At 52.3% G+C, this 18,536-nt stretch carries 14 protein-coding genes; 9 read left to right on the top strand and 5 right to left on the bottom strand.

Annotation, left to right across the window (positions count from 1 at the left end; all coding sequences use genetic code 11):
• Window positions 1-139 precede the first annotated feature (139 nt).
• Window positions 140-988 (bottom strand): RnfABCDGE type electron transport complex subunit B, encoded by an 849-nt coding sequence (locus HMPREF3050_RS03655; protein WP_070773489.1) that lies wholly within the window; start codon window positions 986-988, stop codon window positions 140-142.
• Between the two features lie 149 nt (window positions 989-1,137).
• On the bottom strand, window positions 1,138-2,259 hold the full coding sequence (locus HMPREF3050_RS03650; protein ID WP_070773488.1) for a porin: 1,122 nt from the start codon (window positions 2,257-2,259) through the stop codon (window positions 1,138-1,140).
• Between the two features lie 499 nt (window positions 2,260-2,758).
• Here HMPREF3050_RS03650 and HMPREF3050_RS03645 point away from each other — a divergent pair, with 499 nt between their 5' ends.
• The 4 genes from HMPREF3050_RS03645 (at window position 2,759) to HMPREF3050_RS03630 (ending at window position 10,300) form a co-directional block, all read left to right on the top strand.
• On the top strand, window positions 2,759-3,895 hold the full coding sequence (locus HMPREF3050_RS03645; RefSeq protein ID WP_070773487.1) for a polyamine ABC transporter substrate-binding protein: 1,137 nt from the start codon (window positions 2,759-2,761) through the stop codon (window positions 3,893-3,895).
• Between the two features lie 433 nt (window positions 3,896-4,328).
• Window positions 4,329-6,644: a NosR/NirI family protein gene (locus HMPREF3050_RS03640; RefSeq protein ID WP_210399908.1), complete on the top strand. Its 2,316-nt coding sequence runs from the start codon at window positions 4,329-4,331 to the stop codon at window positions 6,642-6,644.
• Between the two features lie 120 nt (window positions 6,645-6,764).
• Window positions 6,765-8,735 carry a TAT-dependent nitrous-oxide reductase gene (gene nosZ, locus HMPREF3050_RS03635; RefSeq protein ID WP_003759063.1) on the top strand — a complete coding sequence of 657 codons (1,971 nt, stop codon included), beginning with the start codon at window positions 6,765-6,767 and terminating at the stop codon, window positions 8,733-8,735.
• Window positions 8,736-8,944: 209 nt separating this feature from the next.
• Window positions 8,945-10,300, top strand: coding sequence for a nitrous oxide reductase family maturation protein NosD (locus HMPREF3050_RS03630; RefSeq protein WP_070773485.1), 1,356 nt, complete (start codon window positions 8,945-8,947; stop codon window positions 10,298-10,300).
• On the opposite strand, the gene HMPREF3050_RS03625 is transcribed toward HMPREF3050_RS03630, so the two are convergent.
• Entirely contained in the window at window positions 10,297-10,578 is a 282-nt protein-coding gene (locus HMPREF3050_RS03625) for a hypothetical protein (RefSeq protein ID WP_070773484.1), read from the bottom strand. The two genes, HMPREF3050_RS03630 and HMPREF3050_RS03625, sit on opposite strands and share 4 nt — an antisense overlap.
• Between HMPREF3050_RS03625 and HMPREF3050_RS03620 the strand changes: the two genes are divergently transcribed.
• Genes HMPREF3050_RS03620 through HMPREF3050_RS03610 form a run of 3 tightly spaced genes read left to right on the top strand, consistent with a single transcriptional unit; the run spans window position 10,577 to window position 12,791 of the window.
• Complete coding sequence (locus tag HMPREF3050_RS03620) at window positions 10,577-11,473, top strand: ABC transporter ATP-binding protein (RefSeq protein WP_070773483.1); 897 nt, start codon at window positions 10,577-10,579, stop codon at window positions 11,471-11,473. The two genes, HMPREF3050_RS03625 and HMPREF3050_RS03620, sit on opposite strands and share 2 nt — an antisense overlap.
• Window positions 11,470-12,300 (top strand): ABC transporter permease, encoded by an 831-nt coding sequence (locus tag HMPREF3050_RS03615; protein ID WP_070773482.1) that lies wholly within the window; start codon window positions 11,470-11,472, stop codon window positions 12,298-12,300. The genes HMPREF3050_RS03620 and HMPREF3050_RS03615 overlap by 4 nt, the downstream gene beginning before the upstream one ends.
• Window positions 12,297-12,791, top strand: coding sequence for a nitrous oxide reductase accessory protein NosL (locus HMPREF3050_RS03610; RefSeq protein WP_003759050.1), 495 nt, complete (start codon window positions 12,297-12,299; stop codon window positions 12,789-12,791). Before HMPREF3050_RS03615 ends, HMPREF3050_RS03610 begins: the two co-directional genes overlap by 4 nt.
• Before the next feature lie 247 nt (window positions 12,792-13,038).
• Here the strand turns inward: HMPREF3050_RS03610 and cysE are convergent, their stop codons facing one another.
• Window positions 13,039-13,857, bottom strand: a complete 819-nt coding sequence (cysE, locus tag HMPREF3050_RS03605) for a serine O-acetyltransferase (RefSeq protein WP_003759048.1) — start codon at window positions 13,855-13,857, stop codon at window positions 13,039-13,041.
• 171 nt (window positions 13,858-14,028) lie between these two features.
• Between cysE and grpE the strand changes: the two genes are divergently transcribed.
• Both grpE and dnaK read left to right on the top strand, forming a co-directional pair.
• Window positions 14,029-14,592, top strand: a complete 564-nt coding sequence (gene grpE / locus HMPREF3050_RS03600; protein WP_060975087.1) for a nucleotide exchange factor GrpE — start codon at window positions 14,029-14,031, stop codon at window positions 14,590-14,592.
• A 301-nt stretch (window positions 14,593-14,893) separates the two neighbouring features.
• Window positions 14,894-16,825, top strand: coding sequence for a molecular chaperone DnaK (gene dnaK / locus HMPREF3050_RS03595; protein WP_009311595.1), 1,932 nt, complete (start codon window positions 14,894-14,896; stop codon window positions 16,823-16,825).
• A 358-nt stretch (window positions 16,826-17,183) separates the two neighbouring features.
• On the opposite strand, the gene alr is transcribed toward dnaK, so the two are convergent.
• Complete coding sequence (gene alr, locus HMPREF3050_RS03590; protein WP_070773481.1) at window positions 17,184-18,242, bottom strand: alanine racemase; 1,059 nt, start codon at window positions 18,240-18,242, stop codon at window positions 17,184-17,186.
• Window positions 18,243-18,536: the final 294 nt, after the last annotated feature.

The raw sequence follows: 18,536 nt of genomic DNA, 5'->3' as shown, positions 1-18,536 counted from the left end.
AGCATCTCAAGCAACTGGGGTATTTGCAGAAAAGGTGTTGCTTGTTATTCCTCAACACCCCATCAACTCCATACTTGATTTAGCTTAAAGGTCGTCTGAAAACCCATTTCAGACGACCTTCAAAGTCTCTCCACCGGCCTCACCGTATTTCTTTGGCTGCCTCTTGCTCCGCTTTGTAACGGCGCAGATAGGCAAGCGCGGCGGCTTTTTCTTCTTCGTTGCCATATTTGACATCGCGTTGGGCGCGGCGCAATTCGGCGCGCTCTTTGGCCTCTTCGATTTGTCGGTTTTTGAATGCTTCGCGGTTGTCGGACGCAACCAGCTTGTCTTGTTGGGATTGGGCTTTCGCCATGGCTTTGGCAATCAAATCCATGGGATTGAAGGCAGGTTTGGCGGCAGCTTGGGTTTCGGCTTGAATTTGCGCCTGTTTGGCTTTAACGGCGGCTTCGCGCTCGGCAAGCATGGCTTTGCGTTCCGCCTCGTCGCGCGCTTTGCGTTCGGTGTGCCAATCAAAGCGGCTTTGCGCGTGTTCGGCAGCGGCGAAACGCGCTTCGGAAGAACGGCTCAGGCTGCGCGCGGCGGGGAGGTATTCCTGTTTGGAAGGTATCATGTCGATACAGTCCACCGGACAAGGCGGAAGGCAGAGTCCGCAGCCTGTGCATTCGTCGCTGATGACAGTGTGCATAAACTTGCTTGCACCCATAATCGCATCGACAGGGCAAGCACGGATGCAGGCGGTACAGCCGATACAGGCGGCTTCGTCTATCAAGGCGACGGCTTTGGGCTGCGTTTTGACCGGCGCAACGCGCGGCTTGCCCAATAAGGCGGCAATATCGACCATCACCGTTTCTCCACCGGGAGCGCACAAATTAACAGGCGCATCCTCGTGCAACAAAGCTTGTGCATAAGGCAGACAGCCTTGATAGCCGCATTCTCGGCACTGGGTTTGCGGCAGCAGGCGGTTGATGGCTTGAAGGTCGGTCGGCATGGCGGATAGAGTCAAAATCGAAAGCGTGTATTTTATCGGGAAACGGAATGCAGGGAAACCAAGACCAAAATAAATAAGGTCGTCTGAAAACTTCAAAATAAAGGTTTTCAGACGACCTCTTCTATTTTCTGACTATCCGTACCGCTTCATTAGAACTTATGAACCATGCCCAAAGAAACGGCTTTTTGTTCAACAGAACCTGTTTGAGTCGGCGTCAGGCGGGTTTTGCTGCCCAGTTTCATATAGCCGGCATGAGCAAGCATCGAAGTGCGTTTGCTGAATTTGTAGGAGGTACCAACTACAACTTGGTCGAACTTATCGACCAGTTTCTCGCCACTGTTCACACCTTTTGCCGCCCAGCCGTGGGCGTAAGTGAGGCGCGGGGTCAGGTTGCCGAAGGTATAACCCACGGTAACGGCTGCATCGGCGACTTTGACGGCTTCATTTTTACCGGCATCGGCAGTAATGTCAGTGCCTTTGTACGTATTGAAATCATCGGTAAAGTAACCCAGATATTTATTTGCGCTTTCATGGCCTTTGGTATATTGCGCACCTACGCCGACAAACAGGTTGTTTTTGTCGTAGTAACTCTCGATTTTAGCGATTTGCGCGGCTTTGGTTTTACCGTTCTTGTCGGTGTATGCACCTTTGTAATGGCCGTAGGCAAGATTGGTGGTGAAACCGCTGTTTTCATAAGTCAAACCGGCGGTATATTGCTCTTTGCTGGGTTGTTCGTGCTTATATTTGTCGTCCGGATTGCGGTTGTCGCGCGGCGCGTAGGACGCATTGAACTTGAACCCGCCAAATGAAGAACTGTCGTAACGCACGGATGTGGTGCGCACACCGGTGCGGGTGTTGATGCCCAAACCCATCGCGTTGGTTTTATACAACCACGGATCGATGGTATCCATCTCGTTGAGCATATTGTTCATATTGCCGACGCGGACCTTACCGAACTTGCCTTCCAAGCCGATGAAGGAATCGCGGTTGCCGAAACGCTGGCTGTTGGATTCGCCTAAAATGGAAGTGCGCTGTTCAATTTGCCAGATGGCTTTGAGGTCGTCTGAAAGTTTCTCATTGCCTTTGAAGCCGATGCGCGAGGTATTGTCATTGATACGGGTTGCGGTCGCGCTTTTTTCCGTACCTTCGCTACCCTTGATTTTCACCTGTCCGGAGGTGATGGTGCTTTTGACTTGTCCGTACAGGACAACTTCGGCGGATGCTGCAAAAGGTAGGGCTGCTGCGGTTAAAGTAATCAATATTTTCTTCATGAGTCCTCCTTGAAATTTAAAATTGAGTAAAAATACCAAACTCAATCATAATGATTTATGGATTATTAGACAACTCTTTTTATCTTGAGAAAAATTATTATTTATTTCAAATATAATTTGCATTTCAACAACACGAAATCGTAGGAATCTTTAATATTCATCCTTTCTGCAATTTTGTTGGCACAATCCCTATTTTTCCCTTGCCTCAAGATTGAAAATAAGGCAAGTGCAACTTTTTTCAGACGACCTTTTCGGGTCGTCTGAATATTTTTTTGTTTATGAAGAAAACCATAGCGGAAAGCAATGAAAAAACGAAGAAATTTTCCCGTCTAACCTATTGCGCCGACAGGGATTTTGCCGTTTAATGCGAACCTGCTGAATCAAGGGCCCGAGGCATATGCCGGCCGCCCCCACAGTTAACCTTTTGTATGCGGACAGTTTGCGCTTGACTGACTGCCGCCGCTGCAACAATCCCCCCTTCCACAAAAGGACTGTACCCATGAAAAAAATTTCAATGGCGGCGGCACTCATCGGCCTCGTCTTGACTGCATGTAGCGGCGGCCAACAAACCGCCGCAGAATCTTCCGCACCTTCTTCCTATACCGCCTCCGACAAGCTCAATATCTACAACTGGTCGGACTACGTCGATCCCGCCACGCTTGAAGCGTTCGAAAAAAATACGCATATCAACGTCCGCTACGACTACTACGACAGCAACGAAGCCCTCGAAGCCAAGCTTTTGACCGGCAAATCCGGTTACGACCTCGTTGCCCCGTCCATTGCCAACGTCGGACGCCAAATCAAAGCCGGCGCGTACCAAAAAATCGACAAAAGCCAAATCCCGAACTACGCCAATATCGATGCCGACTTACTTGCCATGATGGCAAAAGTCGACCCGGGCAACCAATACGCCGTCCCTTATTTCTGGGGCATCAACACGCTCGCCATCAACAAAAAACTGGTCCAAAAAGCCTTGGGAACGGAGCAGCTGCCCGAAAACGAATGGGATTTGGTGTTCAATCCCGAATACACCAAAAAGCTGAAATCCTGCGGCATCAGCTATTTTGACAGCGCCATCGAACAAATCCCGCTTGCGCTGCATTATTTAGGCAAAGACCCGAATACCGAAAACCCTGACGACATCAAAGCCGCCGTCAACATGATGAAAAAAGTGCGTCCCGACATCAAACGCTTCACTTCGTCAGGCTATATTGACGATATGGCGGCGGGCAACCTTTGCGTTTCAGTCGGTTACGGCGGCGATTTAAACATCGCCAAAACACGCGCGCAAGAAGCGAAGAACGGCGTCGAAATCGAAGTGTTAGCACCCAAAAGCGGCGTCGGCATCTGGGTGGATTCCCTGATGATTCCGCGCGATGCCCAAAACACCGCCAATGCGCATAAATACATCAACCACACGCTCGATCCCGAAGTCGCGGCACAAAACGGCAATTTCGTTACCTACGCCCCCGCCAGCCGCCCTGCCCGCGCATTGATGGACGCAAAATATACCGGCGATGCGTCTATCTTCCCGACCAAGGAATTGATGGATAAAAGTTTCATCGTATCGCCCAAATCAACAGATGCAAGCCGCCTGAGCGTCCGCCTGTGGCAATCGCTGAAAGCAGGCAAATAGCCGTTTGATGCGTTGGAAATATAAGGTCGTCTGAAAATCAAATTTGGTTTTCAGACGACCTTTTTTACTGCTATCGAACGAATTTAAAGATTATTCAATAAACCTCAACTTGAAAAACAAATCAGTGCCGCATTACCTGCGCTATGTACAGATTGCGATTGCCCTATATCAAAAACATATTAATACACCACAAAACCCAAGATTATTTAATTACCCGGTTTTCTATTCCATTAGCAACAAAAATAGAGCCATACCCATATAATCACAAAGTATTACTTACCGTTAAAACCAGGTTTTAAGATTTGTAAATTTGACATAGGTCAAATTATTGCAAATAATGGATTCATATAATGTTAATGTTTAGAGTATCGAATAATCGGGAACAGCCATGTCCTGCCTAAAAACGAAACACACATCAGGCATCTTGAATACGATGCTGGCAATGTTTGCCGTATTTGTCCTATTGTTTTCGACACTGCCCGCTTACGCCGAGCGTTTGCCTGACTTTTTGTCAAAAGTCCAGCCTTCGGAAATTTTTCCGGGTGCAGACCGTTATGGCAAGCCTGAAGGCAAGCCTATGGTTGCCCGTGTTTATAAGGGCGACGAGCAGTTGGGTTTGGTGTATATCACGACGGACGTGGTCAATACACGCGGCTATTCGAGCAAACCGATTGATACGATGATGGCTTTGGCCAACGACGGAACGATCGCCGGTGCGAAGCTGGTCGATCACCATGAGCCGATTATGCTTATTGGTATCCCGCAATCGCGTGTGGATAAATTCATCAATAAGTATATCGGTTTGAATTTTATTAAAAATCCACCTACTCCGGGCGTTGCCCCCGGGGATATCATCAGTGGCGCGACCGTTACACTGATGGTGATTAACGACAGTATCCAGCGTTCGTTCAAAGTTGTTGCCGGCAAATATGGTTTGGGCACTGACAAAGCCGTTCAGACGACCTCCGCCAATGCTGCGGATACGCAACAGGCTGCCGCTCCTGCGGCTCAAACCCGGCCTCGCCGCGCTGTCAATCCTGACAAACAGGACATCCAATCTTGGAATGCGCTGCTGGAACAAAAAGCCATCGGCCATCTGCACATTACTGTTGATGAAATTAACAAGCTGTTTGAAAAAGGCGGCAAAGCAGGTGTTGCCGAACACGCCGAACAAGGTGCAGGCGACGATACCTTTATCGATTTGTACACTGCCGTAGTCAGCCAGCCTTCCATCGGCAAAAGCCTGTTGGGCGAAGAAGGTTGGAAAAACCTGCAAAACCGTCTGCAACCCGGTCAACAAGCTGTCTTGGTTGCCGGTGAAGGCCGTTATTCTTGGAAAGGTTCGGGCTATGTCCGCGGCGGTATTTTCGACCGTATCGAGATGATTCAAGGCGAAAACAGCTTCCGCTTTACCGACGCGCAACACGAACGCTTGGTTGATTTGGCAGCCGAAGGCGCGCCCCACTTTAAAGAAGTATCTTGGTTTACGATTCCCGAAGGTGTGGAATTCGATGCTGCCGAACCGTGGCGTTTGCAGTTGATGGTTCAACGCGTACTGAGCGTAAACGACAAAGCATTCGTAACCGCCGATTTGGATTACGAGCTGCCTCAAGGTTACTATGTCGATGACCCGAAAGCACCGCCCGTCGAAATCAGCGCGCCAATCGAACCGGCAGCCGCTCCTGCCGCCGAACAAGCCTCAGACACTAAAGGCATAGCCGAAGAAGCCTCTGAAGCCTCTTCAAACGACGGTGCATCCAACCAACTCTGGAAACAGGTGTGGAAAGCGAAACAGGGACAAATCGCCGTAGTCGGCATCGCATTGACCATCCTGCTTTTGGTCTTCCTGTTCCAAGACTGGATTGTCCGCTATGAGAAATGGTACGACCGCTTCCGCCTGGTATTCCTGACATTTACTCTGTTCTATATCGGCTGGTACGCTCAGGCGCAACTGTCGGTCGTCAATACGCTGACGCTGTTCTCCGCCATCCTGACCGAATTCCGTTGGGACTTCTTCCTGATGGATCCGATTGTATTCATCCTGTGGCTGTTTACCGCCGCAACCATGCTGCTGTGGAACCGCGGTACATTCTGCGGCTGGCTCTGCCCCTTCGGTTCGCTGCAAGAGCTGACCAACCGTATCGCCAAAAAATTGGGCGTGAAACAGATTACCGTGCCGCACCTGCTGCACACGCGCCTGACTGCGATTAAATACGTCATTTTCTTCGCACTGTTGGCAATTTCCCTGTACGATTTGGGTACGGCGGAAAAATTCGCAGAAGTAGAACCCTTTAAAACAGCGATTATTTTGAAATTCGTCCGCGAATGGTGGTTTGTCGCGTTTGCCGTTACCCTTTTGGTTGCCGGCCTGTTTATCGAACGCTTCTTCTGTCGCTATCTGTGCCCATTGGGCGCGGGCATCGCCCTACCCGGCCGCTTCCGCGTATTCGACTGGCTTCGCCGCTACAAAATGTGCGGCAACCCTTGCCAAATCTGTACGCACGAATGCCCCGTTCAGGCGATTGCACCGGAAGGCGACATCCATCCGAACGAATGTATCCAGTGCCTGCACTGCCAAGTCATGTATCACCATGACACACGTTGCCCGCAAGTTGTGGCAACCAACAAGAAAAAACAAAAACAGGCGGCGGCAAAAGCCGACCCCGAAACCGCATCTGCAAAACAGCAGCCTGGGGAGCAGGTTGTGCAGTTTGTGAAAAAAGAAACCGCCCCTAAAGCCGGCGAATAATCTGAAACCCTAAAGAAATACCGGGTCAACCGTACCCACACTTATAAACATAAATACGTTTTTTCAATCGGCAGGTCGTCTGAAAACGCCGGCTGCCGAATTTTATCCAAGGAGTGTTGTATGTCAGACGAAAAATTAGAACAAAACGGCTTAAGCCGTCGTTCATTCTTAGGTACTGCCGCCGTTTCAGGCGCAGGTATTGCCGGCGCCGGTCTGTTGGGTTTGGCGGGCTGTTCCAAAGAGGGTGGCGATAAAGCCGCCGCTTCAGGTGCTGCGCCTGCCGCCAAAACCGAGTCTCATGCCTCTGCCGAACCGGGCAAACAGACTTCCGAAGTCGGTCCGGGCGAACTCGACCAATACTACGGCTTCCTCTCCGGCGGCCAATCGGGCGAAATGCGCTTGATCGGCGTACCTTCCATGCGCGAACTGATGCGTATCCCCGTGTTCAACATGGACAGCGCGACCGGTTGGGGCCGTACCAACGAGAGCCTGCGTATTTTGAATGAAAAAAATACGCCGGAAACCAACCAGTTCCTGAAAGACAGCGGCCTGCGCTGCTACCCTAACGGCGACTTGCACCACCCTCACTTGTCGTTTACCGACCAGACTTACGACGGTCGCTACGCGTATGCCAACGACAAAGCAAACAACCGCGTTTGCCGCGTCCGCCTGGACTTCATGAAAACCGACAAAATCACCGAAATCCCTAACGTTTCCGGTGTACACGGTCTGCGTCCGCAACGTTATCCGAAAACCGGCTACGTCTTTGCCAACGGCGAACACATCGTACCGGTAAGCGGTGTGGGTACTTGGAACGACGCCAAAACTTGGAATGCCGTTTATACCGCCATTGACGGCGAAACCATGGACATCGCATGGCAAGTATTGGTGGATGGCAACTTGGACAACGGCGATGCCGACTACCAAGGCAAATACTCCTTCTCCACCTGCTACAACTCCGAACGCGCCCTGACCGTACAAGGTGCTTCTTCCAACGAGCAAGACTGGTGCGTAGTCTTCAATCTTGCCGCCATCGAAGAAGGCATCAAAAAAGGCGACTTCAAAGAAGTCAACGGCGTGAAAATGCTGGACGGCCGCGCAGAAGCCAATTCCCCTTACACCCGCTACATCCCCGTGCCGAACTCTCCGCACGGCTGTAACGCTTCCCCTGACGGCAAATACATCATGCTCAACGGTAAACTGTCTCCGACCGTTACCGTATTGGACGTCAGCAAACTGGACGATTTGTTCGCCGGCAAAATCAAAGAGCGCGACGTGGTTGTCGCCGAACCCCAACTGGGTCTCGGTCCTTTACACACCGCGTTTGACGGCCGCGGCAACGCCTACACCACGCTGTTTATCGACAGCCAAATGGTTAAATGGAACATCGACGACGCCATCAAAGCCTACAAAGGCGAAAAAGTGGATCCGATCAAACAAAAACTCGACGTCCACTACCAACCCGGCCACAACCATACGACCATGGGCGAAACCAAGGAAGCCGACGGCAAATGGCTGGTATCTTTGAACAAATTCTCCAAAGACCGCTTCCTCAACGCCGGCCCGCTGAAACCGGAATGCGACCAGTTGATCGACATTTCCGGCGACGAAATGCGCCTGGTACACGACAACCCGACCTTTGCCGAACCGCATGACCTGTGTCTGGTTGCCGCTTCCAAAGTCAACCCGAAAAAAACCTGGGACCGCAAAGACCCATGGTTCTGGCAAGACGCTGTGGAACAGGCGAAAAAAGACGGTGTCGAGCTGGAAAAAGCCGCCAAAGTCATCCGCGAGGGCAACAAAGTCCGCGTATACATGACTGCCGTTGCGCCTGCGTACAGCATCCCGCAATTCGAAGTCAACCAAGGCGACGAAGTAACCGTATATGTGACCAACGTCGAAACCATCGAAGACTTGACCCACGGCTTCACTTTGGAAGGCTACGGCATCGCCATGGAAATCGGCCCGCAAGCTACCCAATCGGTAACCTTCAAAGCCGTCCGTCCGGGCGTACACTGGTACTACTGCCAATGGTTCTGCCACGCCCTGCACATGGAAATGTCCGGTCAAATGATCGTTAAACCCCGATAATCGGGTTTGACGGTTTATCACTGACTTAACGGAAAGGTCGTCTGAAAAAACTTTCAGGTCTTAGCGAAACCCGCTGCCCTCGTTTTCAGACGACCTTTTATAGCAGAACCGTTTGGACGCAACAGACTGTTCCGCTATAAAACAAAAACACGGCCCTCACAGGCAGGCATCACCGTGCCGACGCACACCGCACGAATCAGAGGAACTCCATGCACACACCCCAATTCAAAACATGGCGACGCGCTGTCCTGACATTTATGTTCGGCGGCATGATTCAGACGACCTTTGCAGCCACCATCGACGTTTCCCCGAACGACAACCTCCCCGAAGTCATCGCGCGCGCGCAGGCAGGCGATACGCTCAAGCTCGCCTCCGGCACTTACAAAACCAAACTGCTTATCGACAAACCCATCACCATCGAAGGCCCTGCCGACCGCTCCGCCAAAATCGAAGGCGATCGCACCGGCCGCACCATTGCCGTCATCGCCCCCGACGTTACCCTGCGCAACCTCACCGTCACCCGTTCCGGTATGAGCCTGCCCGCCATGGATGCCGGCATCTACCTCGAAGAAACCGCCCCCCGCGCCTTAATCGAACACAACAACATCCTCGACAACTCCGTCGGCGTGTATATCCACGGTTCTGCCGATTCCATGGTGCGCGAGAACAAAATCGTCGGCGACTCCACCCTGCGCGTCAACGAACGCGGCAACGGTGTAACCGTCTGGAACGCACCCGGCGCGCAAGTTGTCAGTAACGACATTTCCAAAGGCCGCGACGGCATTTTCTCCAACACCAGCAAAAACAACACCTATAAAAACAACCGCTTCAGCGACCTGCGTTTCGCCGTCCACTACATGTACACCAACGACAGCGAAGTCAGCGGCAACATTTCCGTCGGCAACAACATGGGCTACGTTTTGATGTTTTCCGACCGCCTCAACGTGTACGGCAACATCGCCGTCGGCAGCCGCGACCAAGGCATCATGCTCAACTACGTCAACTATTCCGACATCCACGACAACATCATCAACAAAGCCGGCAAATGCGTTTTCGCCTACAACGCCAACTACAACAAAATCGTCGCCAACCATTTTGAAAACTGCCAAATCGGCATCCACTTCACCGCCGCCATCGAAGGCACCACCCTTTCCGACAACGCCTTCATCAACAACGAAAGCCAAGTCAAATACGTCAGCACACGTTTTCTTGACTGGGGCGAAGGCGGACGCGGCAACTACTGGAGCGACAACAGCGCATTCGACCTCGACGGCGACGGCTTCGGCGACAGCGCGTACCGTCCCAACGGCATCATCGACCAAATCATCTGGCGTGCGCCCGTTTCCCGCCTCCTGATGAACAGCCCCGCCATCAGCATCGTCAAATGGGCGCAATCGCAGTTCCCCGCCATCCTCCCCGGCGGCGTGATCGACAGCAAACCGCTGATGAAGGCGGGCAGCAACAAAACCACCACTAAATACGAAGCCATGAAAGAACAACTGTTGCAAGAAGCCAAAACCCATCAGTCCGAATGGAGCGATGCCGAAAACGGCTCATTGAACTAAGCGGAACCGGCAAACACGCCCCGCAACGTCGTCTGAAAAGTTTTCAGACGACGTTGAAACCCCGCCGCAGCAAGGTTTTGCCCCTCATTACCGTACCAACGGAAATCCGCCGCAAATACGGTGTAACCCGCAACGCAGGCAACAGTCGAAAACGCCGCCCCATAACAAACGTCGTCTGAAACCCCTCTCCCCTTTTTCAGACGACCCCATACAAAAAACGCCCTTTTCAGACGACCCCAAACGTCGTCTGAAACCCATCCACACAAGGAAGCACTCATGAGCGCACACCATGTCGAATTGAGAAACGTAACCAAACGCTTCGGCGCACAAAAAGCCGTCAACCAAGTCGATTTAGTCTTGAAGGCGGGGGAAAGTGTCGGTCTTGCCGGACACAACGGCGCAGGCAAGTCCACGCTCATCAAACTGATACTCGGGCTGATTACCCCCACCGAAGGCGAAGTCATGCTGCTGGGCGAGCGCACTGGAAGTAAAGCGGGCGCGCAGTTGCGCAGCCAAATCGGCTACCTGCCCGAAACCGTCGCCCTGCACCCTTCCCTCAGCGGCATCGAAACCCTCAATTTCTACGCCAAACTCAAAAAACAGCCGCTCACCAAAAACCACGAACTCCTCGAGCGTGTCGGCATTTCCCAAGCCGCCCGCCGCCGCGTCGGTACCTACTCCAAAGGCATGCGCCAACGCCTCGCCCTCGCCCAAGCGCTGCTGGGCGAACCCAAAGTATTGCTGTTTGATGAACCCACCACAGGCCTCGACCCCGCCTCGCGCCAAATGTTTTACGAAGTCGTGCGCGAACTCAACGGACGCGGCGCCACCGTCCTCCTCAGCACCCACGCCCTCGCCGAACTCGACGGCCACGCCGACCGCATCGTCGTCATGAAAAACGGCGTCAAAGTCGCCGACGGCAGCATGGACGAGCTGCACGTCCAAAGCGGACTCCCCCTCACCGTCAACATCCGCCTCAAAGCTCCGCGTCCGTTAAGCGGACGTTGGCAGCCGCTTTCAGACGACCTCAGCTATCAGGCGCAATGTCAGGCTGAAGAACGCATGGCATTACTCAGCGAACTGGGCAACCTGTCCGACCTCGCCTATCTCGACATCCACACACCCACACTCGACGACATGTACTCACAATTCTTAAAAAGGGAGGACGTATGAACCCCGTTTGGATTATCACCGGAAAAGAAGTCCGCGACAGCCTGCGCAACCGCTGGGTACTCGCCGCCTCCGTCCTGCTCGCCGCCCTCGCCCTCTCATTGGGCTTCCTCGGCAGCTCGCCCACAGGCTCGGTTAAAGTCGATCCGCTGACCGTAACCGTCGTCAGCCTCTCCAGCCTGTCCATCTTCCTGATCCCGCTCATCGCCATGCTCCTCTCCTACGATTCCCTCATTGGCGAAATCGAACGCGGCACCATGGCGCTGCTGTTGAGCTACCCCGTTTCCCGCAACCAAATCCTTGCCGGAAAATTCATCGGACACCTCATCATCCTCGCCCTTGCCACCACCGCAGGCTACGGAATCGCGGGCATCACGCTCCAACTCGCCAACGGCAGCTTCGACATCACCGCATGGAAACCCTTTGCCCTGCTGATTGCCGCCAGCGTCATTTTGGGCGCGGCATTCCTGTCCATGGGCTACCTCATCAGCGCGAAAGTGAAAGAACGCGGCACCGCCGCCGGTATTGCCATCGGCGTTTGGCTGTTTTTCGTCGTCATCTTCGACATGGCGCTTTTGGGCATCCTCGTCGCCGATACCCAGCAAACAATCACCGCACCCGTCGTCGAAACCGTCCTCCTTTTCAACCCTACCGACATCTACCGCCTGCTCAACCTGACCGGTTACGAAAACACCGCCATGTACGCAGGCATGGCAGGTTTGAGCGAACAAATCAGCCTGACCATGCCCGTATTGCTGACCGCGCAGATATTATGGGTTATTATTCCCCTTATCTTGGCAGCAAGAATTTTTGGAAAGCGACAAATATGAAAAAGATTTTACCTGCGCTCCTCGCCGCCCTGCTCCTGAGTGCCTGCCCTAAAGAGGATGACACCCCGCCGCCTGAGCCTCAGCAAATCAGCGACCGTGCCGTGGGGCACTATTGCAGCATGAACCTGACCGAACACAACGGCCCCAAAGCCCAAATCTACCTCAACGGCAAACCCGACCGCCCCGTCTGGTTCTCCACCATCAAACAGATGTTCGGCTACACCAAGCTGCCCGAAGAGCCTAAAGGCATCCACGTCATCTACGTTACCGACATGGGCAAAGTCAAAGACTGGAGCAAACCCAATGCCGACACCGCATGGATAGACGGCAAGAAAGCCTATTACGTCATAGAAAGCGGCTTCATCGGCGGCATGGGTGCAGAAGACGCCCTCCCCTTCGCCGACAAAGCCCAAGCAGAGAAATTTGCCAAAGAAAAAGGCGGCCGCGTCGTCAGCTTCGACGAAATGCCCGATTCCTACATCTTCAAATAATCCCTTCTCATAAAAAAGGTCGTCTGAAAACCTTATCCATCAGGTTTTCAGACGACCTTTTTATATAGTGGATTAACTCTAAATCAGGACAAGGCGACGAAGCCGCAGACAGTACAGATAGTACGGAACCGATTCACTTGGTACTTCAGCACCTTAGAGAATCGTTCTCTTTGAGCTAAGGCGAGGCAACGCCGTAATGGTTTAAAGTTAATCCACTATATCTGCGGTCTTAATCGGGCGATTCAGTTCAAATCACAAAATCCATCGCCGTACCCTGCAAACTCTGGTCCATGTCCGCCGACGGGGTTTTGACCGAACGCCCCACCGGTTTGGCAGGCACGCCGACGACGGTGATTGACGACGGTACGTCCGCAACGACCACGCTGCCTGCGCCGATTTTGGAATTGTCGCCGATGCGGATGTTGCCCAATATCGAAGCGTTCGCGCCGATCATCACGCCGTCGCCGATTTTCGGGTGGCGGTCGCCGCCTTCCTTGCCCGAGCCGCCGAGCGTTACGCCGTGCAGGATGGAAATATTGTTGCCCAACACGGCGGTTTCGCCGGCGACGAAACCGGTGGCGTGGTCGAGCATCAGCCCATGACCGAAACGGGCGGCGGGGTGGATATCGACGCCGAACACTTCCGACATGCGGTTTTGCAGGAAATACGCCAGCGTTTTGCGGCCGTTTTGATAGAGCCAGTGGTTGATGCGGTGCGCCTGAATGGCGTGGAAACCTTTGAAATACAAGAGCGGCAGCGAATATTCGTCGCAGGCGGGGTCGCGTTCGTAAATGGCTTTCAAATCGGCTTCGACGCAGTTGCTGATGCGCGCGTCGCTGCCCAATGCCTGCTGGTAGATTTCAAACAGGGCGCGCACGTCCATAATCGGGCTGCCGAGTTTGCTGGAAAGGTGGTAGGCAAGGACGGAATCGAGCGAGTCGTGGCGCAACACGGTTTGGTGCAAAAAGCTCGCCAGCATCGGTTCGGCTGCGGCTGCGGCTGCGGTTTCTTCGCGGATGGTGTGCCAGAGGTTGAAATCGGTTGTGTTCAGGTGGTCTTTTTTCATGTCGGGGGTCGTCTGAAAATAGGAAGGTATCGGCGTATCTTACCTTTTATCAACGATTTGCGATAGCGCATTGCGGAATATGCTTATGATGGTTTCCGTGTGCTTGAAGTTTTTTCAGACGACCTTATATAACGTAGCATTCGATTCAAACCATTCCAAAGGATGCACGAAATGAGCGAACATCACGAACAATATCAACATGAAACCGAAGAGGCGGTAAACGCAGAAGCCGCCCAAAACCCCAATACCGAACAACCCGAAGCTGCTGAACCGCCGACTTACGAAGAATTGCAGGCGCGTATCGCCGAGTTGGAAGGGCAGTTGAAAGACAGCGAATTGCGCGGCTTGGCGAACGAGCAAAACCTGCGCCGCCGCCATCAACAGGAAATCGCTGATACGCACAAGTTTGCCGGACAAAAATTCGCCGCCGAAATGCTGCCGGTCAAAGACTATCTCGAAATGGCGCTGCTCGACCAAAGCGGCAATTTCGACGCGCTGAAAATGGGCGTGCAAATGACGCTGAACGAATTGCAAAAAGCATTTGACGCCACGCACATCAAAGAAATCAACCCGCAGCCCGGCGACAAACTCGACCCGCACCAACATCAAGCAATGCAGGCGGTCGTCAGCGAGCAAGAGCCGAACACCATCGTCAGCGTCATGAAAAAAGGCTACACCCTGTCCGACCGCGTATTACGTCCCGCAATGGTTGTCGTGGCGAAACAAGAATCCTGAAGGCACCGCTTGATAAAGTTTATCAAGCATAAAATTTTCAGACGACCCTTCCCCGTCCCTCAAGCTCCAATCCCGCTTTTGGAAAATCATTCCGATGATGCTCAATCGGAAAACAAAGACAAGGTCGTCTGAAAAACAAAATACCGTCCTGTGGATAAATAGTCTAGTTTGTTGAATTTTATATAAAAAAAATTTCAACAAAACCCTTGAAAAAATATCGGGCAACCTTATTTACAGGTCAACGGAACAAATGTTCCACACAATTATTAATTTAAAAAATCTTTTTAGGAGCAACATCAATATGGCAAAAGTAATCGGTATCGACTTAGGTACAACCAACTCTTGTGTATCCATCTCTGAAAACGGTCAAACCAAAGTTATTGAAAACGCAGAAGGCGCACGCACTACGCCGTCTGTCGTCGCTTATCTGGACGGCGGCGAAGTCCTCGTCGGCGCACCGGCCAAACGCCAAGCCGTAACCAACGCTAAAAACACCATCTACGCTGTCAAACGTTTGATCGGTCATAAATTTGAAGACAAAGAAGTCCAACGCGACATCGAATCCATGCCTTTCGAAATCATCAAAGCCAACAACGGCGATGCATGGGTGAAAGCGCAAGGCAAAGAGCTGTCTCCGCCGCAAGTTTCCGCAGAAGTCCTGCGTAAAATGAAAGAAGCCGCCGAATCTTATTTGGGCGAAAAAGTAACCGAAGCCGTGATTACCGTTCCGGCCTATTTCAACGACAGCCAACGTCAAGCCACCAAAGACGCAGGCCGCATCGCCGGTTTGGACGTAAAACGCATCATCAACGAGCCGACCGCAGCCGCTTTGGCATTCGGTATGGACAAAGGCGACAACAAAGACCGCAAAGTAGCCGTATATGACTTGGGCGGCGGTACCTTCGATATTTCCATCATCGAAATCGCCAACCTCGACGGCGACAAACAATTCGAAGTATTGGCCACCAACGGCGACACCTTCTTGGGTGGTGAAGACTTCGACCAACGCCTCATCGACTACATCATCGCCGAGTTCAAAAAAGACCAAGGCATTGATTTGAAACAAGACGTGATGGCATTACAACGCCTGAAAGAGGCTGCCGAAAAAGCCAAAATCGAATTGTCCAGCGGCCAGCAAACCGAAATCAATCTGCCGTACATCACCATGGACGCAACCGGCCCGAAACACTTGGCAATGAAAATTACCCGTGCCAAATTCGAAAGCCTGGTTGAAGACCTGATTGCCCGCTCTATCGAGCCTTGCCGCACCGCATTGAAAGATGCCGGCTTGAGCACCAGCGACATCGACGACGTGATTTTGGTCGGCGGTCAGTCCCGTATGCCGAAAGTACAAGAAGCCGTAAGAGACTTCTTTGGCAAAGAACCGCGCAAAGACGTGAACCCTGACGAAGCCGTTGCCGTAGGCGCAGCGATTCAAGGCGAAGTATTGAGCGGCGGCCGCAGTGACGTATTGCTGCTGGACGTAACCCCTCTGTCCTTGGGTATCGAAACCATGGGCGGCGTGATGACCAAGCTGATTCAGAAGAACACCACCATCCCGACTAAAGCGTCGCAAGTGTTCTCTACCGCCGAAGACAACCAAAGCGCAGTAACCATCCATGTACTGCAAGGCGAACGCGAACGCGCTTCCGCCAACAAATCTTTGGGTCAGTTCAACTTGGGCGACATCGCACCCGCACCGCGCGGCATGCCGCAAATCGAAGTCACCTTCGACATTGACGCCAACGGCATCCTGCACGTTTCCGCCAAAGACAAAGGCACAGGCAAAGCCGCCAACATCACCATCCAAGGTTCTTCAGGCTTGAGCGAAGAAGAAATCGAACGCATGGTGAAAGATGCCGAAGCCAACGCTGAAGAAGATAAAAAACTGACTGAATTGGTCGCTTCCCGCAACCAAGCCGAAGCCCTGATTCACTCCGTGAAAAAATCTTTGGCCGACTACGGCGACAAACTCGACGCAGCTGAGAAAGAAAAAATCGAAGCCGCGTTGAAAGAAGCCGAAGAAGCCGTGAAAGGAGACGACAAAGCCGCTATCGATGCCAAAGCCGAAGCACTGGGTGCAGCCAGCCAAAAACTGGGCGAAATGGTTTACGCGCAAGCGCAAGCCGAAGCCCAAGCAGGCGAAAGCGCACAAGCCGAACCGTCTTCCGCCAAGAAAGACGACGACGTGGTAGATGCCGACTTTGAAGAAGTAAAAGATGACAAGAAATAATTGAGATCGTCTGAAAAAAGCGCGAATCGTAAGGTTCGCGCTTTTTGTTTTTTGCTTGATGTGATGTTTTCAGACGACTTCTTGAGATGCGGCATTTCCATTTAAAAGCAAAACGCATCCGACATCCTGCCATATAGTGGATTAACTCTAAATCAGGACAAGGCGACGAAGCCGCAGACAGTACAGATAGTACGGAACCGATTCACTTGGTACTTCAGCACCTTAGAGAATCGTTCTCTTTGAGCTAAGGCGAGGCAACGCCGTACCGGTTTACAGTTAATCCACTATAAAAACCAAAAGGTCGTCTGAAACCCAATACCATGATTTCAGACGACCTTTAAACAAAAACAATCTTGTCTTATTCCGAATATGTAAACTTCGCGCGCTTGACGTTGCAAAAAATTTCATACGGAATCATACCGGCAGCTTCGGCGACTTCGTTGATGTTGACAACATCGCCCCACAATTCGACTTCTGCACCCAAACCTTCTTGGGAAGCGTCGAGTTCGACGGTAATCATGTCCATAGACACCCTGCCGATGATGCGGCTGCGTTTGCCTTCGACGGCAACAGGCGAATTGGTCGAGGCGCGGCGCGGATAGCCGTCGGCGTAGCCGCAGGCAATCAGACCAACACGGGTGGACTTGCTGGTGTAAAACGTCGCGCCATAACCGATAGGAGAATGAGGTTGCAGGACGCGTTCGCCGAATACGCAGGAAGTCAGGCGCATCACGGGTTTCAGGCGTTCATCCACGCCGCCGAACGGAGAAATGCCGTAAAGCGCCAGACCGGCACGCCCCCAGTCGCGGCGCGCTTCGGGCACGTTCAAGATGGCGGCAGAATTGGCGAGGCTTTCTTCGCCTTCCAAGCCTTCACACGCCAAATCAAAGGCTTCAAGCTGCATTTCGGTCATGCCGTTGTCGGGTTCGTCGGCACAGGCGAAGTGGCTGAATTTGACGATGCTGTCGACGTGTTTGCATTGTTTCAGGGCGGTGTAGGCGGAAGTGTAATTGTGCGGGAAGAAGCCGGCACGGTGCATACCGGAATCCATTTTGAGCCAGACTTTGACGGGGTGCTGCCAATGATGGGCGATTAAGGCTTCAAGTTGCCATTGGCTGCCGACGCCCGGCCACAAATTGTATTTATCGACGGTGGCGTATTCCGCCGCTTCAAACACGCCTTCGAGCAATACGATGGGATTGGTAATGCCGCTCTCACGCAATTCGACGGCTTCGTCCACGGTGGCGACGGCAAACCCGTCGGCAATTTCAGACAATGCATGGGCGCACCGTACCGCGCCGTGCCCGTAAGCGTCCGCTTTGATGACGGCAAGCATCTTGCCGCCGTGAATCTGTTTCAGGGTTTGATAATTGTGGCGCAGATTGTCCAAACGGATTCGGGCATTTAATGGACGCATGATTTGTTCTTTCTGTTAATGAAGGTCGTCTGAAAATGGATATTCACGTTTTCAGACGACCTTAAAATATGGCTAATGCTTATAATTATAGGCTTAAAGACGCATTTTTTAAATATCCGATGCGCCCGCCCAATTAATTATCCTATTAATGGACAAGCATCAATCCGACTAACCTAAGATAAAAATCCCCAAATATTGGACATTTGAACGAATCGTCCAGACGAAGTTCTTGGTGTGAAAATACTTTTCGCAGGAAGCCTGCTTTTATAGTGGATTAACTTTAAACCAGTACGG

Origin of the sequence: Neisseria sp. HMSC065D04 (assembly GCF_001815675.1) — a bacterium.
Taxonomy (GTDB): Bacteria; Pseudomonadota; Gammaproteobacteria; order Burkholderiales; family Neisseriaceae; genus Neisseria.
This window is presented reverse-complemented; position numbering and strand designations above follow the sequence as displayed.